Origin of the sequence: Mycobacterium heidelbergense (assembly GCF_050205645.1) — a bacterium.
Classification (GTDB): Bacteria; Actinomycetota; Actinomycetes; order Mycobacteriales; family Mycobacteriaceae; genus Mycobacterium; species Mycobacterium heidelbergense_A.
Genome location: NZ_JBNMQT010000008.1, coordinates 53,284 through 78,190, shown reverse-complemented (window position 1 = coordinate 78,190; position 24,907 = coordinate 53,284). Strand labels below are relative to the sequence as shown.

General features: G+C 68.0%; 29 protein-coding genes. 15 read left to right on the top strand and 14 right to left on the bottom strand.

Annotated features, from left to right (window positions below; all coding sequences use genetic code 11):
* The first annotated feature begins 32 nt into the window (after positions 1–32).
* The gene (gene phoU / locus ACQI5H_RS11140) at positions 33–722 is read left to right on the top strand and encodes a phosphate signaling complex protein PhoU (protein ID WP_427079440.1); all 690 of its coding nucleotides are present in this window, start codon (positions 33–35) and stop codon (positions 720–722) included.
* Here the strand turns inward: phoU and pstB are convergent.
* From pstB to ACQI5H_RS11120, 4 genes are all read right to left on the bottom strand, one after another.
* On the bottom strand, positions 698–1,474 hold the full coding sequence (gene pstB / locus ACQI5H_RS11135) for a phosphate ABC transporter ATP-binding protein PstB (RefSeq protein WP_076122619.1): 777 nt from the start codon (positions 1,472–1,474) through the stop codon (positions 698–700). The two genes, phoU and pstB, sit on opposite strands and share 25 nt — an antisense overlap.
* Before the next feature lie 137 nt (positions 1,475–1,611).
* On the bottom strand, positions 1,612–2,730 hold the full coding sequence (pstS, locus tag ACQI5H_RS11130; protein WP_427079439.1) for a phosphate ABC transporter substrate-binding protein PstS: 1,119 nt from the start codon (positions 2,728–2,730) through the stop codon (positions 1,612–1,614).
* A gap of 173 nt (positions 2,731–2,903) precedes the next feature.
* Positions 2,904–3,836, bottom strand: a complete 933-nt coding sequence (mshD, locus tag ACQI5H_RS11125) for a mycothiol synthase (protein ID WP_427079438.1) — start codon at positions 3,834–3,836, stop codon at positions 2,904–2,906.
* On the bottom strand, positions 3,833–4,603 hold the full coding sequence (locus ACQI5H_RS11120; protein WP_427079437.1) for a winged helix-turn-helix transcriptional regulator: 771 nt from the start codon (positions 4,601–4,603) through the stop codon (positions 3,833–3,835). The genes mshD and ACQI5H_RS11120 overlap by 4 nt, the downstream gene beginning before the upstream one ends.
* A 206-nt stretch (positions 4,604–4,809) precedes the next feature.
* On the opposite strand from ACQI5H_RS11120, the gene lmeA reads away from it, so the two are divergent.
* The 7 genes from lmeA to ACQI5H_RS11085 all read left to right on the top strand — a co-directional run bounded on the left by lmeA (position 4,810) and on the right by ACQI5H_RS11085 (position 8,883).
* On the top strand, positions 4,810–5,619 hold the full coding sequence (gene lmeA, locus ACQI5H_RS11115) for a mannan chain length control protein LmeA (RefSeq protein ID WP_427079436.1): 810 nt from the start codon (positions 4,810–4,812) through the stop codon (positions 5,617–5,619).
* Positions 5,620–5,692: 73 nt separating this feature from the next.
* On the top strand, positions 5,693–6,118 hold the full coding sequence (locus ACQI5H_RS11110; RefSeq protein WP_427079435.1) for a thioredoxin family protein: 426 nt from the start codon (positions 5,693–5,695) through the stop codon (positions 6,116–6,118).
* Positions 6,119–6,123: 5 nt separating this feature from the next.
* Positions 6,124–6,237 carry an Ms5788A family Cys-rich leader peptide gene (locus tag ACQI5H_RS11105; protein ID WP_369805001.1) on the top strand — a complete coding sequence of 38 codons (114 nt, stop codon included), beginning with the start codon at positions 6,124–6,126 and terminating at the stop codon, positions 6,235–6,237.
* Between the two features lie 98 nt (positions 6,238–6,335).
* Entirely contained in the window at positions 6,336–6,815 is a 480-nt protein-coding gene (locus ACQI5H_RS11100) for a DUF4395 domain-containing protein (protein WP_427079434.1), read from the top strand.
* A gap of 35 nt (positions 6,816–6,850) precedes the next feature.
* Positions 6,851–7,684 (top strand): sulfurtransferase, encoded by an 834-nt coding sequence (locus ACQI5H_RS11095; protein WP_427079433.1) that lies wholly within the window; start codon positions 6,851–6,853, stop codon positions 7,682–7,684.
* Position 7,685: 1 nt separating this feature from the next.
* Complete coding sequence (locus ACQI5H_RS11090; RefSeq protein WP_076064332.1) at positions 7,686–7,988, top strand: DUF1416 domain-containing protein; 303 nt, start codon at positions 7,686–7,688, stop codon at positions 7,986–7,988.
* A gap of 286 nt (positions 7,989–8,274) precedes the next feature.
* Entirely contained in the window at positions 8,275–8,883 is a 609-nt protein-coding gene (locus tag ACQI5H_RS11085; protein ID WP_427079432.1) for an FABP family protein, read from the top strand.
* 283 nt (positions 8,884–9,166) lie between these two features.
* Here ACQI5H_RS11085 and ACQI5H_RS11080 read toward each other — a convergent pair whose 3' ends face one another.
* Positions 9,167–10,030 (bottom strand): aminodeoxychorismate lyase, encoded by an 864-nt coding sequence (locus ACQI5H_RS11080; protein ID WP_427079584.1) that lies wholly within the window; start codon positions 10,028–10,030, stop codon positions 9,167–9,169.
* Between the two features lie 98 nt (positions 10,031–10,128).
* Between ACQI5H_RS11080 and ACQI5H_RS11075 the strand changes: the two genes are divergently transcribed.
* Both ACQI5H_RS11075 and ACQI5H_RS11070 read left to right on the top strand, forming a co-directional pair.
* The gene (locus ACQI5H_RS11075) at positions 10,129–11,214 is read left to right on the top strand and encodes a YgfZ/GcvT domain-containing protein (protein WP_427079431.1); all 1,086 of its coding nucleotides are present in this window, start codon (positions 10,129–10,131) and stop codon (positions 11,212–11,214) included.
* 147 nt (positions 11,215–11,361) lie between these two features.
* On the top strand, positions 11,362–11,547 hold the full coding sequence (locus ACQI5H_RS11070) for a DUF3073 domain-containing protein (RefSeq protein ID WP_427079430.1): 186 nt from the start codon (positions 11,362–11,364) through the stop codon (positions 11,545–11,547).
* 55 nt (positions 11,548–11,602) lie between these two features.
* Here the strand turns inward: ACQI5H_RS11070 and purM are convergent, their stop codons facing one another.
* The 5 genes from purM to purL all read right to left on the bottom strand — a co-directional run bounded on the left by purM (position 11,603) and on the right by purL (position 17,725).
* Positions 11,603–12,697, bottom strand: coding sequence for a phosphoribosylformylglycinamidine cyclo-ligase (purM, locus tag ACQI5H_RS11065; protein WP_076122629.1), 1,095 nt, complete (start codon positions 12,695–12,697; stop codon positions 11,603–11,605).
* Positions 12,698–12,744: 47 nt separating this feature from the next.
* Positions 12,745–14,280 carry an amidophosphoribosyltransferase gene (gene purF, locus ACQI5H_RS11060; protein WP_076064326.1) on the bottom strand — a complete coding sequence of 512 codons (1,536 nt, stop codon included), beginning with the start codon at positions 14,278–14,280 and terminating at the stop codon, positions 12,745–12,747.
* Between the two features lie 138 nt (positions 14,281–14,418).
* Positions 14,419–14,808, bottom strand: a complete 390-nt coding sequence (locus ACQI5H_RS11055; protein WP_427079429.1) for a sterol carrier family protein — start codon at positions 14,806–14,808, stop codon at positions 14,419–14,421.
* Between the two features lie 14 nt (positions 14,809–14,822).
* Positions 14,823–15,452 carry an Rv0804 family intramembrane glutamic endopeptidase gene (locus ACQI5H_RS11050; RefSeq protein ID WP_427079583.1) on the bottom strand — a complete coding sequence of 210 codons (630 nt, stop codon included), beginning with the start codon at positions 15,450–15,452 and terminating at the stop codon, positions 14,823–14,825.
* Positions 15,449–17,725 (bottom strand): phosphoribosylformylglycinamidine synthase subunit PurL, encoded by a 2,277-nt coding sequence (gene purL, locus ACQI5H_RS11045; RefSeq protein WP_427079582.1) that lies wholly within the window; start codon positions 17,723–17,725, stop codon positions 15,449–15,451. Before purL ends, ACQI5H_RS11050 begins: the two co-directional genes overlap by 4 nt.
* 140 nt (positions 17,726–17,865) lie before the next feature.
* On the opposite strand from purL, the gene ACQI5H_RS11040 reads away from it, so the two are divergent.
* Positions 17,866–18,087 carry a hypothetical protein gene (locus ACQI5H_RS11040; protein ID WP_076064323.1) on the top strand — a complete coding sequence of 74 codons (222 nt, stop codon included), beginning with the start codon at positions 17,866–17,868 and terminating at the stop codon, positions 18,085–18,087.
* 17 nt (positions 18,088–18,104) lie between these two features.
* Here the strand turns inward: ACQI5H_RS11040 and ACQI5H_RS11035 are convergent, their stop codons facing one another.
* The gene (locus ACQI5H_RS11035; RefSeq protein WP_427079428.1) at positions 18,105–18,707 is read right to left on the bottom strand and encodes a helix-turn-helix domain-containing protein; all 603 of its coding nucleotides are present in this window, start codon (positions 18,705–18,707) and stop codon (positions 18,105–18,107) included.
* A 123-nt stretch (positions 18,708–18,830) separates the two neighbouring features.
* Between ACQI5H_RS11035 and ACQI5H_RS11030 the strand changes: the two genes are divergently transcribed.
* The gene (locus ACQI5H_RS11030; RefSeq protein WP_427079427.1) at positions 18,831–19,229 is read left to right on the top strand and encodes a nuclear transport factor 2 family protein; all 399 of its coding nucleotides are present in this window, start codon (positions 18,831–18,833) and stop codon (positions 19,227–19,229) included.
* A 15-nt stretch (positions 19,230–19,244) separates the two neighbouring features.
* On the opposite strand, the gene ACQI5H_RS11025 is transcribed toward ACQI5H_RS11030, so the two are convergent.
* Positions 19,245–19,601 (bottom strand): VOC family protein, encoded by a 357-nt coding sequence (locus ACQI5H_RS11025; protein ID WP_427079426.1) that lies wholly within the window; start codon positions 19,599–19,601, stop codon positions 19,245–19,247.
* Positions 19,602–19,615: 14 nt separating this feature from the next.
* Positions 19,616–20,872 carry a M18 family aminopeptidase gene (locus ACQI5H_RS11020; RefSeq protein ID WP_427079425.1) on the bottom strand — a complete coding sequence of 419 codons (1,257 nt, stop codon included), beginning with the start codon at positions 20,870–20,872 and terminating at the stop codon, positions 19,616–19,618.
* Positions 20,873–20,882: 10 nt separating this feature from the next.
* On the opposite strand from ACQI5H_RS11020, the gene ACQI5H_RS11015 reads away from it, so the two are divergent.
* The 3 genes from ACQI5H_RS11015 to ACQI5H_RS11005 are packed head-to-tail and all read left to right on the top strand — an operon-like array spanning position 20,883 to position 23,841.
* A complete protein-coding gene (locus tag ACQI5H_RS11015) occupies positions 20,883–21,953 on the top strand; it encodes a Dyp-type peroxidase (protein WP_427079424.1) in 1,071 nt (356 codons plus the stop codon).
* On the top strand, positions 21,953–22,750 hold the full coding sequence (locus ACQI5H_RS11010; protein ID WP_427079581.1) for a family 1 encapsulin nanocompartment shell protein: 798 nt from the start codon (positions 21,953–21,955) through the stop codon (positions 22,748–22,750). Before ACQI5H_RS11015 ends, ACQI5H_RS11010 begins: the two co-directional genes overlap by 1 nt.
* The gene (locus tag ACQI5H_RS11005; protein WP_427079423.1) at positions 22,750–23,841 is read left to right on the top strand and encodes a glycosyltransferase family 4 protein; all 1,092 of its coding nucleotides are present in this window, start codon (positions 22,750–22,752) and stop codon (positions 23,839–23,841) included. Before ACQI5H_RS11010 ends, ACQI5H_RS11005 begins: the two co-directional genes overlap by 1 nt.
* Before the next feature lie 10 nt (positions 23,842–23,851).
* On the opposite strand, the gene ACQI5H_RS11000 is transcribed toward ACQI5H_RS11005, so the two are convergent.
* Positions 23,852–24,883 carry a polysaccharide deacetylase family protein gene (locus ACQI5H_RS11000; RefSeq protein WP_427079422.1) on the bottom strand — a complete coding sequence of 344 codons (1,032 nt, stop codon included), beginning with the start codon at positions 24,881–24,883 and terminating at the stop codon, positions 23,852–23,854.
* Positions 24,884–24,907 lie beyond the last annotated feature (24 nt).

Genomic DNA, 24,907 nt, shown 5'->3' with positions numbered 1-24,907 from the left:
TTTTTCGGCCTCGAGAACGTAGTCTTGAGGACATGCGGACCGCCTACCATGAGCAGCTCGCGGAATTGTCCGAGCGGCTCGGCGAGATGTGCGGGCTGGCCGGGATCGCCATGGAGCGGGCAACGCAGGCCCTGCTGCAGGCCGACCTGGTGCTGGCCGAGCAGGTGATCTCCGACCACGAAAAGATCGCCAGGCTGAGCGCGCACGCCGAGGAGAGCGCGTTTGTGCTGCTGGCGTTGCAGGCGCCGGTCGCCGGTGACCTGAGATCTATCGTGAGCGCCATTCAGATGGTGGCCGACATCGACCGGATGGGCGCGCTGGCCTTACACGTCGCCAAGATCACCCGTCGGCGCCACCCCCAGCACGCGCTGCCCGAAGAGGTCAATGGTTACTTCGCCGAGATGGGCAGAGTCGCAGTCGAATTGGGCAACAGCGCCCAAGAGGTGGTGTTGTCCCGCGACCCGGAGAAGGCGGCCCGGATCCGCGAAGAAGACGACGCCATGGACGACCTGCACCGGCACCTGTTCTCGGTGCTGATGGACCGGGAATGGAAATACGGCGTGGCCGCCGCCGTCGACGTGACGTTGCTGGGCCGGTTCTACGAGCGCTTCGCCGACCACGCGGTCGAAGTGGCCAGGCGCGTGATCTTCCAGGCGACCGGCAGATTCCCCGAGGACGACGCGGCGTCCGCCGCGCATCAGCCGAAGCGGCCGGAGATGTAGTCCTCGGTGGCTTTCTGAGTGGGGTTGGAGAAGATTTTCTCGGTGTCGTCGATCTCGATCAGCCGGCCGGGCTTTCCTACCGCTTCCAAGTTGAAAAACGCCGTCTGATCGCTCACCCGGGCGGCCTGCTGCATGTTGTGCGTGACGATGACGATCGTGTAGTCCTGCTTCAACTCACTGATCAGGTCTTCGATAGCCATCGTCGAGATCGGGTCCAGCGAGGAGCACGGCTCATCCATCAGCAACACATCGGGTTGGACAGCGATGGCCCGCGCGATGCACAAGCGCTGCTGCTGCCCACCAGACAACCCACCGCCCGGCCTGTCCATCCGGTCCTTCACCTCGTCCCACAGGTTCGCACCGCGCAGCGAATACTCGGCGGTCTCGTCGAGCAGCTTGCGATTGCGTACGCCCTGGAGTTTCAGGCCGGCCACCACGTTGTCCCGAATCGACATGGCGGGGAACGGATTTGGCCGCTGGAACACCATCCCGATCGCGCGGCGAACCCCCACCGGGTCGATATTGGCGGCATAGATGTTTTCGTCGTCGAGCAGCACGCTGCCCTCGACCCGGGCGCCGGGGATCACCTCATGCATCCGGTTGAGCGTGCGCAGCACGGTGGTCTTACCGCAGCCGGACGGCCCGATGAAGGCCGTGACGCTGCGGGGCAGGATCGACAACGACACATCCGAGACAGCGTGAAACGTCCCGTAGTAGATGTTGACGTCTTTCAGGTCCAATCGCTTGGCCACTAACTACTCCTGCCTACGGCCCGATAACCGCGATCATCAGAATGAGGGTTGACGCGGCACCCCACAACTGGGCCAACGAGCGACTCCGGAAAGGGCGCGGTGATCCCGTCACAGCTCTCGCTCCTTATGCCCATGGCCTACTGCATTGCGTCGATCGCGGCGACCAATCGCTCCTTGACTTTATCGGGCAGCGGAACATAGCCGGCCGCCGAGAGCCCGGCCTGACCGTCGTTGGCGGCCACGGTGAGGAACGACTTGATCGCCCGGGCGGTGTCGGGATCGTAGCCCTTCGAGCACACGATTTCGTAGGTAGCCAGCACCAGCGGGTAGGCGTGCGGGTCTTTCGCGTCGTACATCGGGTTCAGGTCCAGCACCAGGTCGTTGCCGTCGGTCACGAAGCCGGCCGCGTTGACGGCGTTGCGTGCCGTGTCGGCGCTGAGCGCAACCACGCCGTTGCCGGTGTCGATCCGGGCGTACGGCCGGTGGGCGTGATCGGCGAAGCGTTTCTCGACGTATCCGATGGCGCCCGGCGTGGCCTGGACCGCCTGAATCACGCCACCCGACTTCGTGGCGCCTCTGCCGACACCGCCCTGGAAGTCGGTGCCGACGCCCCTGGTCCAGGTCTGCGGCGCGGCGGCCGTCAGATACTTCTGCACGTTGTCGGTCGTTCCCGACGAATCCGACCGATAGATCGGCGCGATTTTGGTGTCCGGCAGGGCCACGCCCGGATTGAGCGCAGCGAGTATCGGATCGTTCCAGGCCGAAATCCTGCCGCTGAAGATTCTCGCCAGCGCGTCGCTACTGAGGACCAGCCCGCCGATGCCAGGCAGGTTGTAGACCAGCGCAACCGGCCCGAACACCAATGGCAGATCCCACGCCGGGTTTCCGGCGCAGCGTTTGGCGGCCGGGCCGATTTGTTCGGCGACCAGCGGGGAGTCGGCTCCAGCGAAGTCGACGTGTCCCGCGATGAACTGCTCCCGGCCGGCGCCCGAGCCGGTCGGGTTGTAGGCCACGCGCTTGCCCGGGCAGGACCGGCCCCACGCCTGGTTGAACAGCTCCATCGCGTGCTGCTGAGCGGTCGAGCCGTCCGCGGTCAGCCCGTCCTTGCCGGCACAGCCCGCCGTGCCGGCGGCTCCCGGGGTGGCCGCCGAGGCGCCCCGGTTGCCGTCGCTGCCACAGCCCGCCAGGGCCCCGCCACCGACCAGCATCGTCAACATCGCGGCCGCCAGCGTCCTCCCCACCCTGTCGAGCCTCACCGATCTCGCTTTCTCGCGCATCGCGGACGCTTGTGGCGCCGGCGGCCACTCCCCCAAGGGAAGTCTGCCAAGTCACCGCGAAAGTATGCGTCGAGGGCACCCATGCGAGTGGCGAGCATGTGAACGTGCAGTGAATACTGCGGGGCCCGCGCGGCGTGTACCTGCGCCTCGGCTCAGCGGGCGGGCGGCGCGTAGGCGGTGTCGACGCTGTAGGTGGTGAAACCCGAACGTTCGTAGGTCCGCACGGCCGCGACGTTGTCGGACTCCACGTAGAGCATCACCGTCGGTTCGGCGGAGTCGGCGAGCCGCCGTGCGAGCGATTCGATGCCGATGGCCGTCAACAGCTGCCCCAGTCCGCGGCCCTGCGCGGACGGGTCGACGCCCAGGACGTACACCTCGCCCAGACCCGGCTGATCGAGGTGCACTTTGGTCCAGTGGAAGCCCAGCAGCCTGCCCGCCTGCTCACTCGCGGCATCGGCGAACGCCAGGAACAAGCCGGCCGGGTCGAACCACGGTTCGCTGCGCCGCTCCGCCAACTCGACTTCCGTCCAGCCACCCTGCTCGGGATGCTCGACGAACGCGGCGTTGTTGACCCGCAGTAACTCGGCGTCGTCGCCGGCGCCCGCGTAGGTGCGGACCTTGACCCCCGGCACCGGGGCCACGGTATCGGGGACATCGCGCAGCGAGCGCCGCATCTGCACCAGTTCGCGCACGGGGATCAAACCCAGCGCCGACGCGGCGGCCTGCGCGGGCTCGAGGGTGCCGTGTGCCCAAAACTGGTTGCGCCCTGCGGTTTTGGCCAGAGCCGCGCGCGCCAGTGCCGCGCCGATTCCGCGCCGGCGGGCGTGCGGATGCACCACCAGCTCGGCCATCCCCGCGCCGCTATCGCGTGGCGGGCTGAGGTTGAGGTAGCCGAGGATCGCAGTGTTCGAATCGGCGACCAGCAGGTGGTCGGTGCGGTCGTGGCCGAGTTCTCGAAGCACCTGTTCGCCGACGGGTGCGACGCCGTCGAATTCGGTTGCCGCCGAGACGAGTTCGCGCACGCCGCGCTGTTCTTCGGGGGTCAGCGCGGAGCGCCATTCGGGCTCGCGGTCCGACGAGGTCACTGAGTGCGTAGCGGGTCGCCCAGCGGGTCCCCCAGGCCGTCTGTGTCGGGCTGGGCCTCTTCGGTCTCCTCGGGTTCGGCAACCGGCGCCCGCCCGCGCGCCGGCCGCACGGCCTTGTAACCCACGTTGCGTACCGTGCCGATCAACGCCTCATACTCGGGGCCGAGTTTGGCCCGCAGTCGCCGCACGTGCACATCGACGGTCCGGGTGCCGCCGAAGAAGTCATAGCCCCACACCTCGTGCAGCAGTTGCGCGCGGGTGAACACCCGGCCGGCATGCTGGGCCAGGTACTTCAGCAGCTCGAACTCTTTGTAGGTCAGATCAAGCGGACGCCCGCGCAACCGCGCGGTGTAGGTGCCTTCGTCGATCACCAGCTCGCCGAGGCTGACCTTGCCCGCGCTTTCCTGGTCCGCCAGCCCGCCGCGGCGGCCGATGACCAGCCGCAGTCTGGCGTCGATCTCGGCCGGCCCGGTGCTGGGCAGCAGGATTTCGTCCAAACCCCAATCGGCGCTGACCGCCACCAGGCCGCCCTCGCTGACGACCGCCAGGACCGGGACCGACCGGCCGGCGGTACTCAGCAAACGGCACAGGCCGCGCGCCGACGACAGGTCCGTGCGCGCGTCGACGAGCACGGCGTCCGCCGTTCCGGCCTCCAATAATGAGGACGGTTCTGGCGGCGCCGTCCGGACGGTATGCGGCAGCAGCGACAACGACGGCAGGACCGGGTCGGGATGCAGCTCCGAGGTCAGCAGTAAAAGCTCCAACAAGCCCCTCCAGCTCGTGGGAAAGGCATCTCCCAAATCGGTAACGCAACGCAGCGTTAGTGGCCAGGTCATCTAACGATAACGTGCCACCAGGCAGTTGGCCCGGCGACGAAGCCCTTCGGAGCGGAGTGTGACGAAGCGCTCTGGCCGCAGCGAGAGCGCTCGCCGCCCGGCGCCGTGCAGCGGCCCGCGGATGGACAGGCCACAATATGCGGATGCGCAGGGTGCTGATCTGGATGATCGCGGCCGCCGCGGTAGCCGTGATCGCCGTCGGCGCCGTCGGCGTCGACTACGGGGCCAGCATCTACGCCGAATACCGGCTGTCGTCCAACGTGCGCAAAGCGGCGAATCTGGGGTCAGACCCGTTCGTCGCGATCCTGGCTTTCCCTTTCGTGCCGCAGGCGATGCGCGGCCACTACGACCAGGTCGAGATCAAGGCCAATGCCGTTGATCACGCGATGGTCGGCAAGGCCACCCTCGAGGCCACGATGTATTCGGTCGACCTGACCCATGCCTCCTGGCTGATCAGGCCCGATGCGAAGCTCCCGGTGAGCAGGCTGGAGAGCCGCATCATCGTCGACTCGACGCACCTGGGCCGGTATATGGGCATCAGCGACCTGATGGTCGAGGCGCCACCCAAGGAAACCAACACCGCCACCGGGGGCGTCACCGCGTCGGGCATCTCCGACAGCCACGGACTGGTGTTCAGCGGCACGCCGCATTCGGCCGGCTTCGAGCACCGGGTCAGCGTGTCGGTGGACCTTTCCATCGCCCCCGACGACCAGGCGACGCTGCTGTTCACGCCGACCGGCGTCCTGACCGGGCCGGACACCGCCGACCAAGCCGTGCCGGATGACAAGCGGGATGCGGTGTTGCGCGCCTTCAACACCAGGCTGCCCAACCAGCGGCTTCCGTTCGGCGTCGCACCCACCAGCGAAGGCGCACGCGGCTCCGACGTCATCATCGAGGGCGTCACGCGGGGAGTAACGGTCAGCCTCGACGGGTTCAAACAGTCATGAATTGCGCCGACGACGATGCAGAGCGCAGCGATGAGGTGGGGGCACCTCCCGCTTGCGGGGGAGAGTGGCGCAGGTGAATACCGTCATCGTCGCGATCGTGGCGGCGGTCCTGGTGGCATCCCTGGCGGGATGGTTGCTCACCCGGCGCTCCGGAAACATCCGCGAAGTTCGGTCGGAGTCGGACGCCGGCGTGGATGCCGCTGACCTAGGGCTTTCCCGCAGCGGACCGACCGTCGTGCACTTCAGCGCGCCATGGTGCGGACCGTGTGATCGCGTCCGCCGGGTGGTCGACCAGGTCTGCGACGACCTCGGCGACCTAGGCTTCATAGCCCACGTCGAGGTTGACCTGGATGCCAATCCCCAGGCAGCCAGCCGATTTTCGGTTCTGTCACTGCCCACCACATTGATCTTCGATATCGACGGGCGACAGCGATACCGGGCGTCGGGCGTGCCTAAGGCCGCCGAGCTGCGGTCGGCGCTCGAACCGCTGTTGGCTTGATCACCATGTCATTGGGTAAGCTTGCCGACGTGTCAGCCCGCCTCGAGCCCATGCTCACCAAGCGTCGCGCAGTCGATCTGTGCCGCATCGCGGGTTGTTGTTGTTGCTGTAGCTGCTGAGTAGCCGCGCCCTTCCGCGTAGCTCTCGGAGCAGCCCGGAGCCCCACCGTGGCATGCCTCCACCGTTTCCGTGCAATAGGCGTACCTAGGAGTCGTTCGTGTCAAGCAGCAACACCAGCACCCAACCGGACCGCGTTGACGTCCGCGGGCCCAGGTTCGCCGCCTGGGTCACGACCGCGGTCCTGGTCGTCACGCTGATCGTCTCGGCCATCAGCGCCGGGGCCGCCGCGCTGATCCTGGGCCTGCAGGCGGTGGTCTTTGCCATCGGTGCCGTGGGCGGGCCGCGCCTGCATCCCTATGGGCGGGTCTTCGCCGCCGTCGTGGCGCCCAGGCTGGACCCGGTCACCGAGCGCGAACCGGTGCCGCCGCTGAAGTTCGCCCAACTCGTCGGACTGATCTTCGCGGTCGTCGGCATTGGCGGATTCGCCGGTGGCGCGCCGCTGCTGGGCGTCATCGCCACCGCGGCGGCTCTGGTGGCCGCCTTCCTGAACGCGGCCTTCGGCATCTGCCTTGGCTGCCAGCTCTACCCCCTCGTCGCGCGTTTCCGGCCGACCGCCCGTTCCGCGCAACCCGGCTGACCACCTCGTTAGAAGAAACCGAAAGGAACCCCACCATGGCACGCTCCGACGTCCTGGTCTCCGCTGACTGGGCCGAGAGCAATCTCGACGCCGCGAACGTCGTCTTCGTCGAGGTCGACGAAGACACCAGCGCCTACGACGGCGGCCACATCCCGGGCGCGATCAAGCTGGATTGGCGAACCGACTTGCAGGACCCGGTCAAGCGCGACTTCGTCGACGCCCAGCAGTTCTCCAAACTGCTCTCCGACCGCGGCATCTCCAACGACGACACCGTGATCCTCTACGGCGGCAACAACAATTGGTTCGCCGCCTACGCGTACTGGTACTTCAAGCTCTACGGCCACGACAAGGTCAAGCTGCTCGACGGCGGTCGCAAGAAGTGGGAGCTCGACAGGCGCCCGCTGTCCAGCGACACCGTCAGCAGACCCGCGACCTCTTATACCGCGGCCGCGCCGGACAACAGCATCAGAGCCTTCCGCGACGAGGTCATCGCCGCCATCAACACCAAGAACCTCGTCGACGTGCGCTCACCCGACGAGTTCTCCGGCAAGATCCTCGCGCCGGCGCACCTGCCGCAGGAGCAGAGCCAGCGGCCGGGCCACATCCCCGGCGCGATCAACGTCCCGTGGAGCAAGGCCGCCAACGAGGACGGCACCTTCAAGTCCGACGATGAGCTGGCCAAGCTCTACGCCGACGCCGGGCTGGACGGCACGAAAGAGACGATCGCGTACTGCCGCATCGGGGAGCGTTCGTCGCACACCTGGTTCGTGCTGCAGGAATTGCTGGGACACAAGAACGTTAAGAACTACGACGGCAGTTGGACGGAATACGGCTCCCTGGTGGGTGCCCCGATCGAGTTGGGAAGTTGATATGTGCTCTGGACCGAAGCAAGGGCTGACATTGCCCGCGAGCGTCGACCTGGAGAAGGAAACGGTGATCACCGGCCGCGTCGTTGACCGCGACGGCCAGGCCGTCGGTGGCGCGTTCGTCCGCTTGCTGGACTCTTCGGACGAGTTCACGGCCGAGGTCGTCGCGTCCGCCACGGGTGACTTCCGGTTCTTCGCCGCTCCGGGCTCCTGGACCGTGCGCGCGCTGTCGGCCGTCGGCAACGGCGACGCCGTCGTGACGCCGTCCGGCGCGGGCATCCACGAGGTGGACGTCAAGGTCGCCTGACGGCGGCCCCCTGACCGGGAGGCCCCGCATGCCGGGGGACGAATAGACTTGCCCCCGTGGTGCTCTTCTTCGAGATCATCCTGGTCGGGATGACGGTGTTCATCTCATGGTTCGCGCTGTACACGCTCTACCGGCTTATCACTGACGAGTCGTGACCCGCGCCGGCGACGATGCAGAGCGTAGCGATGGGGTGGGGGCACCTCCCGCTTGCGGGGGAGAGCGGCGCGCGACGTCCGACGAGGCCCCTCACGGACCGGCCGGTTCCGCGGGTTCCGGCGATCGTGCCGTGGCCGCCGCTGCCGAACGCGCCAAGGTGACCGCATCCCGCAACATCCCCGCCTTCGACGATCTGCCCGTTCCCGCCGATACCGCCAACCTGCGCGAGGGCGCCAACCTCAATGACACGCTGCTGGCACTGCTGCCGCTGGTCGGTGTGTGGCGCGGCGAAGGCGAGGGCCGCGGAGCCGACGGCGACTATCGATTCGGCCAGCAGATCGTGGTGTCGCACGACGGCGGCGACTACCTGAATTGGGAAGCCCGTTCTTGGCGGCTCGATGACGCCGGCGACTACCAGGAACCCGGCCTGCGCGAGACGGGCTTCTGGCGCTTCGTCAACGACCCCGACGATCCGAGCGAGTCGCAGGCCATCGAATTGCTGCTGGCCCATTCGGCCGGCTACGTCGAACTGTTCTACGGGCGCCCGCGCACGCAGTCGTCGTGGGAACTGGTGACCGATGCGTTGGCCCGCAGCCGATCCGGCGTGCTGGTGGGCGGCGCCAAACGCCTCTACGGCATCGTCGAGGGCGGCGACCTGGCCTACGTCGAGGAACGCGTGGACGCCGACGGCGGTCTGGTGCCACACCTTTCGGCGCGGCTGTCGCGGTTCGCCGGGTAATTGCGGTTGGCGGCAGTGGATTCCGCAGCCGGCTACGCCGACCGAGGCCTGACATGGAACGGCCCCCGAGCGAAGCTCCTGGTTGGACAGACCGGAAGCTCGGGGGCCGGGTGGCTACGGGGAATTCGCCAGCGCGCGTTGATCGCTAGCTCTTCCGAGCCAATGCAGCTAGCGCGTAGCCACCTCACATGTCCATGAAGCTATCAATTTCGCGGACCACCTCCTTCCTTGTGTACGGCCGACCGTACCCGCCATTGCGCGAGGCGACAACAGAATTCAGCGCTCAGCGATCGCTGACGATCGCGGCGTCCACCAGTTCGGCGAATTCGGCGGCCAGCGGGGACCGGGGCAGTGGCCGGCCGTCGAGCGTGTGCACGCGGGCGGCCAGCGTCATGCTCGACACCAGCCAAATTCCTTGGGCGGCATGCAAATCCGCGATCCGCAGCGCCCGATAGTCGCAGGCGTAGCCCTTGCCCCTGGCCACCTCGAACAGGGCTTGTTGCGTGGTGCCCCGCAGGATCGGATACCACGGCGGCGGCGTCAGCAGGCACGGATCACCCGCCCCGGAGTCGGTGGCGATGACGACCGTCGAGCGGGGGCCCTCCAGGATGTAGCCGTCCGAGCTGACGAAGATCACGTCGCCGGCGCCCTGCCGGGCGGCATGGCGCAGGGCGGCCATGTTGACCGCGTACGACAGAGTTTTGGCGCCGGCCAGGAGCCACGGCATCGCATCGGCGCCGGCAGCCGGCAACCCGCGGTCCAGCGTGACCGCCGACAATCCGTCGCGCCGGACCGCGGCAACTCGTTCCGGGACGGGGGTGACCATCACATAGGCGGTCGGTGGCGAGCCGCTCTCGCGACCCCGGCTGCAGATCAGACGCAGCGCGCCCTCGTCGGCGGTCTTCGCGGCCCACTGCCGCGTCGCCACCTCGATCGCGTGCCGCCAGCTCGCGAGGTCCGGTTCGGGCAGATCCATGAATTTGGCCGACTGTGTCAGCCGCTGCAGATGGGCTTCGACCAGACACGCGGTGCCGTCGCGGACCAGTAGCGTCTCGAAGATGCCGTCGCCCCGAACGGCCGCGAGGTCGTCGGCGTGCAGCAGCGGGGCATCTGGCGGATGTATCTCACCGTCCAGCGTGACGATCACACCCATGGTGGTGAAGCTTAGCCGCGAGCGTGCGGCTAGCCGCACCGTCGGGGTCGAGCGTGCGGCTAGCCGCACACTCGGATCCGTAGAGTTGATGCATGACTGCAGTCCCTGCGCCCGATCAGGGCCCCGACGCCGGTGCGATCTGGCACTACGGCGATCCGCTGGGCGAGCAGCGGGCGGCCGAAACCGATGCCGTGGTCGTGGACCGCGCGCACCGCGCGGTGCTCACCCTCACCGGAAGCGACCGGCAGACCTGGCTGCACAACATTTCGACCCAACACGTCAGCGACCTCGCCGAGGGCGCCAGCACCGAAAACCTCAGCCTCGACCGCCAGGGCCGGGTCGAGGACCACTGGATCCAGAGCGAGCTGGGCGGCACCACCTACCTCGATACCGAGCCATGGCGGGGCGAACCGCTGCTGAGCTACCTGCGCAAGATGGTGTTCTGGTCCGACGTGACGGCGGCCGCCGCGGACATGGCGGTGCTGTCGCTGCTGGGGCCACGGCTGGCTGACAATGCGGTGCTCAACGTGCTGGGGCTGGCTAGCCTGCCGGCCGAGCTGACTGCCGTCCCGGTCGCCGGTGCCGGTTTTGTGCGCCGGATGCCCGCCGCGATTGCCGGCCACATCGAACTGGACCTGCTCGTACCGCGTGGCGAGGCGGACGGTTGGAAGGCCCGCCTGGAGCAGGCGGGCGTTCGCCCGGCCGGAGTGTGGGCCTACGAGGCCCACCGAGTCGCGGCCCGTCGTCCCCGGCTCGGCGTCGACACCGACGAGCGCACCATCCCCCACGAGGTGGGCTGGATCGGTGGTCCCGGTGAAGGCGCGGTCCATCTGGACAAGGGCTGCTATCGCGGACAGGAGACCGTCGCGCGGGTCCACAACCTCGGGAAACCGCCGCGGATGCTGGTGTTGCTACATCTCGACGGTTCGGTGGAGCGACCCTCGACCGGCGACGCGGTGCTGGCCGGTGGTCGCACCGTCGGACGCCTCGGAACGGTCGTCGACCACGTGGACCTCGGGCCGGTGGCGCTGGCACTGCTCAAGCGTGGGCTGCCCGCCGACACCGAGCTCGCGATCGGCGACCAAGCCGCGGTCATCGACCCCGACTCGCTGCCCGCCGTCGAACAGATCGGCGCGGGCCGGCTGGCCGTTGAACGGTTGCGGGGAGGTACGCGATGATTGGCGATATGGTCCGCCACGGCGGGCAGGGGGCACCGGCGCCCAACCGTACGGCACGGTAAACTGTCGGCAGGACAATAACGACACCAAGAGATCGGAGCCGCCTACTCGTTAGGCCGCTCCGTTATTGCGCGAGGGGGTTCCCCCATGGGCCGCGGCCGGGCTAAGGCAAAGCAGACCAAGGTTGCTCGAGAACTTAAGTACAGCTCCCCGCAGACCGACTTCCAGCGGCTCCAACGCGAGCTGTCAGGGACGGGCGCCGACGATTCCGACGAGCTGAACGGCGAGGCCGCAGACGACTCGTGGGATCGCGAGGACGACTGGCGCCGCTAGACCACTCTTGTGTGCCGATGCATTTCGCATCGGCACCTTGCTTTGTCGCAGCCCCTTAGAACCTTGGGTGTTGTCCGACCAGCCGGGCCCGCGGGCCCGCTTTTCCACCCTTGCAGACGGTTCCCAACACCCAGCAGTCCAAGTGCCGTGCGGTCAGGATCGCGAGGGCGCGGTCGGTGTCTTCGGGCGCCACGACGGCGATCATGCCGACGCCCATGTTGAACGTCTTTTCCATCTCCTCGCGCGTAACCCGGCCACGCTGGGCGATCATCGCGAACACAGGCGCGGGTGTCCATGTGCCGCGGTCGATCTCGGCGGTGAGGCCATGCGGGATGACGCGTTGTAGGTTTCCGGCCAGCCCTCCGCCGGTGACGTGGCAGAACGTGCGGACGTGGGTTTCGGCGGCCAGTGCCAGGCAGTCTTTGGCGTAGATCCGGGTGGGCTCCAGCAATTCCTCGCCCAGGGTGCGGCCGAACTCCTCCACATAACCGGCGAGGTTCATCCGGTCGATCTCGAGGAGGACGGTGCGCGCCAGCGAGTACCCGTTGGAGTGCAGGCCCGACGAGCCCAGCGCGATGATGGCGTCGCCGGGTTTGACGCGGTCGGGGCCCAGCACGTCGTCGGCCTCGACAATGCCCACGCCGGTGGCCGAGATGTCGTAGTGGTCGGGTTCCATCAGACCCGGGTGTTCGGCAGTCTCGCCGCCGAGCAGAGCGCACCCCGCCCGCACACATCCCTCGGCGATGCCGCTGACGATCGCGCTCAGCCGTTCCGGCACCGTCCGGCCGACGGCGATGTAGTCCTGCAGAAAGAGCGGTTCGGCTCCGCAGACCACAAGGTCGTCGACAACCATCGCCACGAGGTCGAGGCCGACGGTGTCGTGTTTGTCCATGGCCTGAGCCACTGCCAGCTTGGTGCCCACACCGTCGGTGGAGGCCGCCAGCACCGGTTCGCGGTAGCCGCCGCGCAGCGCGAACAGTCCGGCGAATCCGCCCAGCCCGCCGCGCACCTCGGGCCTGGTGGCCTTTGTGGCCAGCGGCTTGAACAACTCGACAGCGCGGTCGCCGGCCTCAATGTCCACCCCGGCCGTCGCGTAGGTGATGCCCTGGCTGCCCGGGCTGCGTCCGGGGCTCTTTCCGGGATCCGTCATCGCGATAAAGGCTACCGGGCGGCGCTCGCCGCCGGTATCAAACGTCGTCAGTGCGCAACCGGTAGTTCGGGTACGTCGCCGGGCGCCAGATCGTCGAGTCCGGACCCCCGCGCCGCATTCGCGAGCATGTGCTCGATGACGTTCTTGCCGAGCGCGGTTTCGCTGGGCAGTTCGATCGGATACTTGCCGTCGAAGCACGCGGTGCACAGCCGCGAGGCCGGCTGCTCGGAAGCCGCGACCATGCCCCGCAGCGAGACGTAGCCAAGGGTGTCAGCCCCGATCGCATGCCGCACCGCTTCGAGCATTTCCGCCTCGTCTTCGACGGCGTTGGCGATCAGCTCAGCCGGTGACGGGAAGTCGATGCCGTAGAAGCACGGCCACTTCACCGGTGGCGAGGCGATGCGCACGTGAACCTCGACGGCACCGGCCTCGCGCAGCATTCGCAGCAACGCCCGCTGCGTGTTTCCCCGAACGATCGAGTCGTCGACGACGATGAGCCGCTTGCCGCGGATCACCTCCCGCAGCGGGTTGAGCTTCAACCGGATGCCGAGCTGGCGGATGGTCTGCGAGGGCTGGATAAAGGTGCGCCCGACGTAGGCGTTCTTCATCAGGCCCTGGCCATAGGGGATGCCGGACTCCTGCGCGTATCCCACCGCGGCGGGGGTGCCGGACTCCGGCACGCCGATCACCAGGTCGGCCTCGACCGGGCATTCGCGGGCCAGCCGGCGCCCGATCTCGACCCGGGTGGCGTGCACGGACCGGCCGGCGATCGTGCTGTCCGGACGCGCCAGGTAGACGTACTCGAACACGCAGCCCTTGGGCGTGGGGTTGGCGAAACGCGTGGAGCGCACCCCGTCGGCGTCGATGGCCAGCAGTTCACCCGGTTCGATGTCACGCACGAACGAGGCGCCGACGATGTCGAGCGCGGCGGTTTCGGAGGCCACCACCCAGCCGCGATCCAGCCGCCCGAGCGACAGCGGGCGCACCCCATAGGGGTCGCGGCACGCATACAGCGTGTTCTCGTCCATGAACGTCAGGCAGAAGGCGCCGCGTACGGTCGGCAGCAGTTCCAGCGCCGCCTGTTCCAGGGTGGAATCGGCCGCTCCGTGGGCCAGCAGCGCGCCCAGGATGTCCGAGTCGGTGGTCGCCGGGGCTGGGCAGCGCTTGGCGATCAGCCCGGCGTCGCGGGCGCGGGCCGCAAGTTCGGCGGTGTTGACCAGATTTCCGTTGTGCCCCAACGCAACTCCGGTGCCCGCCGCGGTATTACGGAACACGGGCTGGGCGTTTTCCCACGTGGTGTCGCCCGTGGTGGAGTAGCGGCAGTGCCCGATGGCGACGTGGCCTTGCATGGCGCCCAGCGTCTGCTCGTCGAACACCTGACTGACCAGGCCGAGGTCTTTGAACACCAGCACCTGGGAGCCGTCGGCGACCGCGATGCCCGCGGCCTCCTGGCCGCGATGTTGCAGCGCGTACAAGCCGTAGTACGTGAGCTTGGCGACTTCTTCGCCGGGTGCCCAGACCCCGAATACGCCGCACTCTTCACGGGGCGAGTTCAGGTCCTGCTGGGGTTCCTGGACGGTCACGGGTCGGCGGCTCCCTGGGGAACGGTTGGTGACGTAACGGAGTCTACGGGCACGGTGGCCTCAGCGCCGAATTCAGCAGGCGTGTTGGGCACCGAATAATCCATGCCTCCAGTCTAAACCTGCAGTTCAGGGTGATGTTCAGCCGACCGCTATCACGGGTAGCCAGTGGTCGATTTCACCCGCCCTGGAGCCCGATAACGTCAGCGCACCGGCGCTCTTCGCCTGCGCCAGCGACACCATCCCGGTGGCGAGCAGCAGCCATGTCCGTGGATCGGCCTCCACCACATTGGGTGGCGTGCCGCGGGTATGCCTGGGCCCGGCAACGCACTGCACCGCGACGAACGGCGGGATCCGGACCTCGACGCTGGCGCCGGGCGCGACGGCGGCCAGGGTGCGTGCGGTGAGGCGCACGGCGGTCGCCAGGGCGTCGCGGTCGGGCGTCGGACGGGTTTCGTCGCGCAACCACTCGGCGACGGCCAACACGGCTTGCCGGGTCTTGGCCGGATCGGCTTTCTGACGGGCGGCCATACCTCAGGATGCCATCACGCCGATCCGTTCACGCGAGACCGCCGCTGGACGGTCAGCGCGGCCGCGGCGCCCGCCTCGTTGATGGCCAAATGCACCAGCATCGGTGCGGCGAGGCTGCCGGAACGGTCGGCCAGCCAACCGAACAGCCAGCCCCCGACGCCGGTGACCAGCACGGTGGGCACTACCGGCTCGCCGGTCGCGCGTGCGTCCGCGATGTGGGAGAGCCCAAAAGCGGTGGCCTGCAACAGCCTTCCGCCGGACGTGCCGAAGGCGCGCGAACCGAGGGTGCCGAGCGCCGCGCGGAAGGCGGCCTCCTCGGCCCAGACGGTGCCGATCGGTATCCGCCACAGCAGCCAGTCACGCGCGGACACGGGAAGTTCGAGGGCGGCCATCGACAGCCGTACCGGAGGCAGCGGGGCAGCCGCGGAGATGGCCGCCGCCGTGGCCGCACCCGACGCTGATCCCAGCCGCAGCCCCGCCCACAGCCGCGGAGGACGTAACCCCAGCGGCGCACGTGTCGCGAGCACCAGCAGGCCGGCGACACCGGCCTGCAGCCCCGCCCGCAGCTCATTCGGTAGCCGCGGGCCGGCGAAACTCCAGCCGACCAGCGCGGCGGCCAACGACAGCGCGCGGAGCCTGCTTATCCGAAGAATCGCGGCAACACCGACTCGGAGGTCTCGCGCAGTTCCGCCAGCGACACCGTGAACAGCCCCTGAACCTCCACGGCATCCGAGCCCTGATCGACGATGCCGATACGGACGGCGGGTAGCCCCCGCACCTCACACATGGACCGGAACCGGCTCTCCTCGGTTCGCGGCACGGCCACCAGTGCCCGGCCGGCCGACTCGGAGAACAGCATCACGAAGGGATCGGCGCCCTCGGGAAGCACTATGCGGCAACCGGTTTCACCGGCCAGGGCCGATTCGACGATGGCCTGCGCCAGGCCGCCCTCGGACAGGTCGTGCGCGGCGGACACCAGCCCGTCCCGCGACGCCGAGCTCAGCACCTCGGCCAGCAGCTTCTCGCGCGCCAGGTCAACCGCAGGCGGCCGCCCGCCGAGGTGGTCGCCGATCACCTGCGCCCAGATGGAACCGTCGAATTCGTCGTGCGTGTCACCCAGCAGCAGCAGGGTCTCTCCCGGTTCGCCGCCGAAAGACGTGTGGAGACGTCGGCTCACGTCATCCAAGACACCCAGCACCCCGACGACCGGCGTGGGCAGGATCGCCGCCGTCCCGGTCTGGTTGTAGAAGCTGACGTTGCCGCCGGTGACCGGAATCCCCAGGGCCGCACAGCCATCCGCCAGACCCCGCACCGCCTGTGCGAATTGCCACATCACGCCGGGGTCCTCGGGTGAGCCGAAGTTGAGGCAGTTGGTCACCGCGACCGGCGTCGCACCGGTGACCGCGACGTTGCGGTATGCCTCGGCCAGCGCCAGCTGGGCGCCCACGTAGGGATCCAGCAGCGTGTAGCGCCCCGACGCGTCGGTCGATACCGCGATGCCGCGGCCTGTCGTCTCGTCGATGCGCAGCACGCCGCCGTCGGCGTGCTCGGCCAGCACGGTGTTGCCGCGCACGTACCGGTCGTACTGCTCGGTGATGAATGCCCGGCTGCACAGGTGCGGACTGCCCAGCAGCGCAAGCAAAGTCGCGCGCAGTTCGGCGCCGGTGGCCGGCCGCGGCAGCCCGCTGGAGGTGTCGGCGTTCAACGCGTCCTGCGATTCGGGGCGGGCGACCGGGCGCCGGTAGACCGGGCCTTCGTGGGCCACCGTGCGCGGTGGCACGTCGACGACCGTCTCGCCGTGCCAGGTGATCTGCAGCCGGTCGCCCTCGGTGACCTCGCCGATGACGGCGGCCAGCACCTCCCACTTGCGACAGACCGCGAGGAAGGCATCGACATTCTCTGGCGCGACCACCGCGCACATCCGCTCCTGCGACTCGCTGGACAGGATCTCGGCCGGCGTCATGTTGGCGGCCCGCAGCGGCACGCTGTCCAATTCGACCCGCATGCCGCCGTCACCGGCCGACGCGAGTTCAGATGTGGCGCAGGATAATCCGGCCCCACCGAGGTCTTGGATGCCGATCACCAACCCGCCTGCGTACAGCTCGAGGCAGCATTCGATCAGCACCTTCTCGGTGAACGGGTCGCCGACCTGCACCGAGGGCAGCTTCTTGCGGCCGGGCCCCCCGCCTTCGTCGCCGCCGAAGGTTTCCGACGCCAACACCGACACGCCGCCGATGCCGTCGAGACCGGTGCGCGCGCCGAACAGGATGATCTTGTTTCCGGTTCCCGACGCGAAGGCAAGGTGCAGATCCTCCTTTCGCAGCGCTCCAACGCACAACGCGTTGACCAGCGGGTTGCCCGCGTACGACGCGTCGAACACGGTCTCGCCGCCGATGTTGGGCAGGCCCAACGAGTTTCCGTAACCGCCGATGCCGCGAACCACGCCGTCGAGCACGCGGCGGGTGTCCGGCGCGTCGGCCGCGCCGAATCGAAGCTGGTCCATCACCGCGACGGGCCGCGCGCCCATGGCCATGATGTCGCGGACGATGCCCCCGACGCCGGTGGCGGCGCCCTGGTAGGGCTCGACGTACGAGGGGTGGTTGTGCGATTCCACCTTGAAGGTCACGGCCCAGCCGTCGCCGATGTCGACGACCCCGGCGTTCTCGCCGATCCCGGCGAGCATGCCGGCGCGCATCTCGTCGGTCGTGGTCTCACCGAAGTAGCGCAGGTGAACTTTGGAGGACTTGTACGAGCAGTGCTCGCTCCACATAACCGAGTACATCGCCAGCTCGGTGTCGGTGGGCCTGCGGCCCAGGATCTCGCGTATCCGCTGGTACTCGTCGTCTTTGAGGCCGAGCTCGCGAAAGGGTTGCGGCTGATCGGGAGTGGTCGCGGCGTGCTCGACGGTGTCAATCACCTGGACGCGCGCGCCCGTTCCGGAGACGGTCACGCAGACAGTCTAGGGTGGCCCCGCCTTCGACGCCGCGACGCGCGTTTGTGCCCCCGATCGGCGGGTAGCCGACTGTGGTCCGGCAAGTGACGAAACGGAGGAACGAGATGACCGCTGAAACGGGCAACGTCACCGGCACCAAAGACAAGAACTACAACCTCATTTGGTACACCGAGAAGTGCCTCGACAACGCGCTGCGGCTGGAAACCTACATTCAGGACGCGGAGCGCGACGGCGACGACGAAGTGGCCGACCTTTTCCGCAAGGCGCAATCGGATAGCCGCAAGGGCGCCGAGATGGCCGAGCATCTGCTCGCCAAGCGTTTGTAGGGAAGGCCAAGTGCGCGCTACCCGCGGAGCATGCGTGCGCTTTCCGGGTCAGCCGGGTAGAACAACTCGACGGCCAGCTCGGCGAGGGTGACGTCGAGCGGGGTTCCGAACGTCGTGAGCGTCGTGAACATCGACAGCCGCTTCCCGCCGCCGGCGTCGAGCACGAAAGGAATCAGCAGCGAGGCGTTATCCGGCGTGCCCCGCCCAGCGGCGGCCGCAGCGACTCCCGGGTACGCGCGCACCTCCTCGTCGATCGCCTGCAACACCGGGTCGCCGGTGAGTGCGATCGTGCGCCGGAGCTGACTCAGCAGGTAGCCCGCCCATTCGTCGAAATTCAGGGTCCGGTTGGCGAGACCGTCGGGATGCAGGCATAGCCGGTACACGTTCGGGTAGCGCGGCGCAAACCCGGCGGCGAGCAGCAGCGAGTTGCGCTCCCGCAACGGAACGTCGAGGCCCTCGGCGAGCGCGAGCACCATCTCGGGACTGGGCCGGGAACGACCGGTCTCGATGAAGCTCAGATGCCGCGCCGACACGCCCACGCTCAGCGACAGGTCGAGCTGACTCACCCGTCGGCGAGCCCGCCATCCGCGCAACAGGACACCCACCGCGGCATCGCTCACGAAGCAACCGTAACCACGCCCGCGCACCCGCGGCGATGACCTCGGAGGTAATTGTGCCGCCGCGCGGGCCGGGACACGCTTGGCGTACGCGCTCGATCGAAGCGCCTGACACAGGGAGGAACCATGACCGACGTCAAGACCGCCGCGCCGAACTTCAGTGCAGAACTGTGGGCCGCCTATTGGGCCGCGCCGACGTTGTCGCGCGGCTTCGACATTCTGGCCGACGACATCGTCGGCTACTGGCCGGGTGACCCGGAGCCGGTCCGGGGGATCGAGGCGTACACGGCGAAGATCGCCGAAATACTCGACGCCGCACCGGATTTGAAGCTTGAGCTCATCGACAGCGCAACCGTTCCCGGCGCCGCCGAGGGTGAGGAACTGGTGTTCTTGCATTACGTCGGTGAGGGCACCGGCCCCGCCGGACCATTCCGGATCCGCGGCCTCGACCGGGTCCGCAGCCGCGACGGGATGGTTGTGGAGAACGTCATCCGCTACGACCCGCTCTTCCTCGATCAGCGCTGACGCGCGGCGGCCCGGCTAAAGGGCGGGATTGCCGACGATGCAGAACACGTTGCCTTCGGGGTCGGCCAGCACTACCCATCGGAATTTCTCGCCGAACTTGTGCCGGCCGACCTCTTTGGCCCCAGCCGCCGTCAGCCGCGACACCTCGGCGTCGATGTCGGCCGCACTCAAATCGAGGTGCACCCGGTTCTTTCCCGGGGTGGGATCGGGCACTTTCTGGAACCCGAGTCGCAGCCCTTCCGGAAAGGTCACCGCCGTGAACTCGTCCGCGAGGATGACGTGCGTCGTGCCACCGAACTGCTCGGCCCACCAGCCGGCCAGGCTCGCGGGATCGCCGCAGTCGAAGGTGACCATTTCTACGTTGAGGGTCATTTCCGGATCGTAGGTCAGCCTGGCGACAAAAACGCTTGCAGTGCCGCCGAATAGGCGGCCACATCCTGCGCCCCCATCAACTCGCGCGCGGAGTGCATCGCGAGCTGGGCAGCGCCGACGTCGACGGTGGGGATGCCGGTACGCGCCGACGCCAGCGGCCCGATCGTCGACCCGCACGGCAGATCGGCGCGGTGTTCGTAGCGCTGCAACCGCACACCGGCCTGCCGGCACGCCAGCGCGAACGCAGCGGCCGTGCGTCCGTCGGTGGCGTAACGCAGATTGGGATGCACCTTGAGCACCGGTCCACCGTTGACGCCGATCGGATGACCCGGCTCGTGCCGCTCCGGGTAGTTGGGGTGGGTGGCGTGCGCCATGTCGGCCGAGGCCAGCAGCGACGCCGGCAGGCGCCGCAAGTAATCTTCCCGCCCGCCACCGGCCGCGAGCACCATCCTTTCCAAAACGATGCTCAGCAGGTTGGATTGGGCGCCGTGGTCGGAGGAGGAACCGACCTCTTCGTGGTCAAAGAGCACCAGCACCGGGACGAAACCGCGCGGCTCCACGGCCAGCAGGGCCTCCACGCCCGCGTAGCAACTGGCCTGGTTATCCAGCCTCGGCGCGCTGACCAGGTCGCCGTCCGCGCCGATCACCGCGGACGGGGTCAGGTCGTGCGTCATCAGGTCGGCCGACAGCACGTCGACCGCGGCCACCCCCGAGCGGTCGGCGACATAGTCGACGAAGGACGCGACGCCGTCGCCGACTCCCCATACCGCGTTCACGTGTCGTTGCGGGTCCAGGGTGAGCGACTTGCGGTCCTCGGCCAGGTGAATGGCCAGCTGCGGTACCCGCAGGATCGGATCGTCGATCCGCACCAGCCGCTGGCTGGCCCGGTCCCCGTCGCGGACCGACAAACGCCCGCTGATGCCCAGGTCTCGGTCCAGCCAGGAGTTGAGCCACGCTCCCCCGTACGGCTCCAGCGCCACCACCCGCCAGCCGGCGACGAGCCGGTCGGGATGCTGCTTGACCCGTAGGTTCGGGCTGTCGGTGTGGGCGCCGACGATCCGGAACGGCCCGTCGGCGCCGGCCGAGTTCCAGGCGACCAGCGAGCCGGCGCGGACGGTGAAGTAGCGACCGGGTTGCGCCGGCCAGCTGTCGGCTTCGTCCAGTTCGGTGTATCCGGCGTCGACCAATCGTCCGGCCACCGTGGCGCAAACATGAAACGGCGACGGTGAGGCGTCGATGAATTCGCAGAGGCCTGCGGCACTGGCCGACATGTTGAACATCATGGCTGTCGGCGACAGCGCAGTTCCCGATAGGGTCGCCCATGTGCCTCCGGTACAGCCGCAGCCCATCCTTGCGCCGTTAACGCCCGCGGCAATCTTTCTCGTGGTCACCATCGACGATGGCGGCGAAGCGACTGTCCACGACGCGCTGCCGGATCTGTCCGGGCTGGTGCGCGCCATCGGCTTCCGCGATCCGACCAAACGCTTGTCGGTCATCGCCTCGATCGGCTCCGACGCGTGGGACCGGTTGTTCGGCGGGCCACGTCCCGCCGAACTGCATACCTTCGTCGAGCTGACCGGCCCGCGGCACACCGCCCCGGCCACGCCCGGCGATCTGCTGTTTCACATTCGAGCCGAGACGATGGACGTGTGTTTCGAGCTAGCCGGACGCATCCTCAAATCGATGGCGGGTGCGGTCACCGTGGTCGACGAGGTGCACGGCTTCCGGTTCTTCGACAACCGCGACCTGCTCGGCTTCGTCGACGGCACCGAAAATCCGGATGGCCCAATCGCCATCAGCGCCACCGCCATCGGCGACGAAGACCCCGACTTCGCCGGCTCGTGCTACGTCCACGTCCAGAAGTACGTGCACGACATGGAGTCGTGGGACGCGCTGCCGGTCGCCGAACAGGAGGGGGTGATCGGGCGCACCAAGCTGGAAGACATCGAGCTCGACGATGACGTCAAGCCGGCCAACTCGCACATCGCGCTGAACGTGATCGAAGACGACGACGGCACAGAACTGAAGATCGTGCGGCACAACATGCCGTTCGGTGAACTCGGCAAGGCCGAGTACGGCACGTACTTCATCGGCTATTCGCGAACACCCGAGGTCACCGAGCAGATGCTGCGCAACATGTTCCTCGGTGATCCGCCGGGCAACACCGACCGCATCCTGGATTTCTCCACCGCGGTCACCGGCGGCCTGTTCTTCTCCCCCACCGTGGATTTCCTCGACGACCCGCCCCCGCTGCCCGCCCCGATGGCAACGGAACGACCCGCCTTATCTTTGCCTGACCCAGCCTCCAATGGCTCACTTTCGATCGGCAGCCTGAAAGGAACCACCGGATGATCAACAACCTCTACCGCGATCTGGCACCGGTTACCGACGTCGCTTGGGCCGAAATCGAATTGGAGGCGACGCGCACGTTCAAACGGCACGTCGCGGGGCGCCGGGTGGTCGACGTCAGCGAGCCCGGAGGACCCGTCACCGCGGCGGTCAGCACCGGCCGGCTGATCGACGTCAAGGCGCCCACCGACGGTGTGGTCGCCCACCTCCGGGCCAGCAAACCCCTTGTCCGGCTGCGGGTTCCGTTCACGTTGTCTCGCTCCGAGATCGACGATGTGGAGCGTGGCTCCAACGACTCCGACTGGGACCCCGTCAAGGATGCCGCCAAGAAGCTGGCGTTCGTCGAGGACCGCACCATCTTTGAGGGCTACGCCGCCGCTTCCATCGAGGGCATTCGCAGCGCCAGCTCCAACAAGCCGCTGACGTTGCCCGAGGACCCTCGAGACATGCCGGATGCCATCTCGCAGGCGTTGACCGAACTGCGGCTCGCCGGTGTCGACGGACCCTACTCGGTGCTGCTATCCGCAGGCGTCTACACCAAGGTCAGCGAGACCACCGAACACGGATATCCGATCCGCGAGCACCTGAACCGGTTGGTGGATGGCGACATCATCTGGGCGCCGGCCATCGACGGCGCCTTCGTCCTGACCACTCGCGGCGGAGATTTCGACCTGCAACTGGGCACCGACGTCGCCATCGGCTACAGCAGTCACGACGCCGACACCGTGCAGCTCTATCTGCAGGAGACCCTGACGTTCCTGTGCTATACCGCCGAGGCATCGGTCGCACTCGGCCCGTAATGGCACGCCAGCAACGCTATCCGATCCGGGTACTGACGATCGGAAACGCGCCCGCCGGGCCCAACAGCCGCGGCGGGATGGCGACGGTGATGCGATTGCTGAGCGAAGACACGGACCAACGGTTTCTGGTCAACCTCGTGCCCACCTATATCGATGCCGCACTGGGGGCGCGGCTGTGGACGGGAGTGACGGGTATCCTCAAGGCATCGGCGCTGCTGCTGTTCGGCTTCGTCGACGTGTTACACGCCCATTTTTCCTTGCGCGGCAGCGTCGTTCGCAAGGCCATTCCGTTGTTCATCGCTCGGCTGCGCGGCGTCCCGACCATCGTCCACTGCCACAGCTCGCACTTTTTCACCTGGCTCGATGAGCTGCCGCCGCTCCTGCGCCGCGCCGTGCGCGCGGCGCTGCACGCCGACTATTCGGTGGTGCTCGGCCAATCCCATCTCAGGGAATCGTGCGTGCGCCTTGGATTCGACGAATCCAACACCCGAGTCCTCTACAACCCCGTGGTGATGCCCGCGATCGGCCCGGCGCCGCGCACTCAACGGCCGCTACGGGTGGTGTCGCTGGGCAGGTTGGGCCCCAACAAGGGCAGCTACGACCTCGTTCGTGCGATCGGCATGCTGCCCAACGACATTCGGGCCAACCTGCGGGTCACGCTGGCCGGCGACGGGGAAGTGGACGAGGTACGCGAGTTCGTCCGCACCAGCGCACTCGAAGACACCGTGGACGTCGTCGGCTGGGTGGACCCGGTCGAGAGGGACCGGCTACTGGCCGAATCGGCGATCTTCGTGTTGCCCAGCTACAGCGAGGGTCTTCCGATGGCGGTGCTGGAGGCGATGGCCAACGGCGTGGTCCCGGTGACCACCGCGGTGGGCGCGATTCCGGAGGTGATCATCGACGGGGAAAACGGTGTGCTGGTCCGCCCCGGCGATCCGGGCCAGTTGGCCGAGGCGCTGCAATCCCTGATCATCGATGCCGCGTTGCGTGACCGCCTCGCCGCGGCCGCCCATGCGCGTGCCGGCGAGTTCGACATCGTCCGCTGGCGCGAGGCGCTGCACGACTTGTGGCTCGCCGCCGCGGCACGGTGACACCGGCGGCTCAGCCGCCGGTGGCCATCCGGCCGCGGCCTCCCCGGCGGCGCGGTAGCCCGCCGGAAACCGTGAGCCGGAAGTAGCCGAACGACGAATCACTGCCCACCGCCAGCCGCGGCAAGGCCAGCGGGTCGCAGCGACGGTCGGCGAATCCCGGTGTGGTCGACAACGCAAAGCGCACGCCGCGGCGCCGCAGGACGTCTTTGGCGCGGTCGTCGAAATCCCGTGGCCGGCCGTTGGGGTAAGCGAAAACTGTTGGTGCCGAGCCGGTCTCACGCTCCAGCGCTGCACACGAATCCGTGATCTCCCGCTCGAGCTTGTCGTCGCCGCAGCGGGCAAGGATCGGGTGCGTCACCGAATGCGGATACAGGGCCACTAGGCCGTCGCCGACCATCTCCCGCGCTTCGTGCCAGGAAAGCATCCGGAAGGGACCGCCATCGCCGCCGTCGCGGTAGCCCAGCGCGTCGAGAACCTGGTCCAGCACGGCGATCCGCCGCGCGTCGGGTAGGTCTTTCAACCGTTCGACCGCGGCCGCGTAGACCTTGCCGCGGCTGGCGGTGCCGGCGAGGGAACGAGCGCCCAGACCCAGCGCCGCCAGATCGACCTCGCTCGCGGTGGTGCGGGCGATCGCCAGCCAAAGCCGGTCGGGCCACAGGATTTCGTCGCCGCCGATCGGGCCGGTCGCCAGGAACACCGCCGCGGGCAACTTCAACTCGTGCAGGACCGGGACCGCGTGCGTGGCGAGGTTGCGGGTGCCGTCGTCGAACGTGATCGCCATGGCGCGCGGCGGCAGCGTCCCCGCCACCAGGCGATCGAGCGCCTCCTCGAGCGGGAGGACGTTGAAGTGCTTGCGAATGTATTCCAGTCGACGGCGATACTGCGCCACGCCGAGCACATGCCAGCAGGCCGGCGACAGCGGTTCGTCTTCCACGCCGTGGAACATCACGATGCCAAGCGCGTCGCGGTGTCGCCGCCGCGTCAGCGCCGGGAGCCCTGCGGCGCACAGCAGGCCGGCCGCGATGTTCTTGAGTCTTGCCATCAACTGTCGAACTCTAGGCTTTCG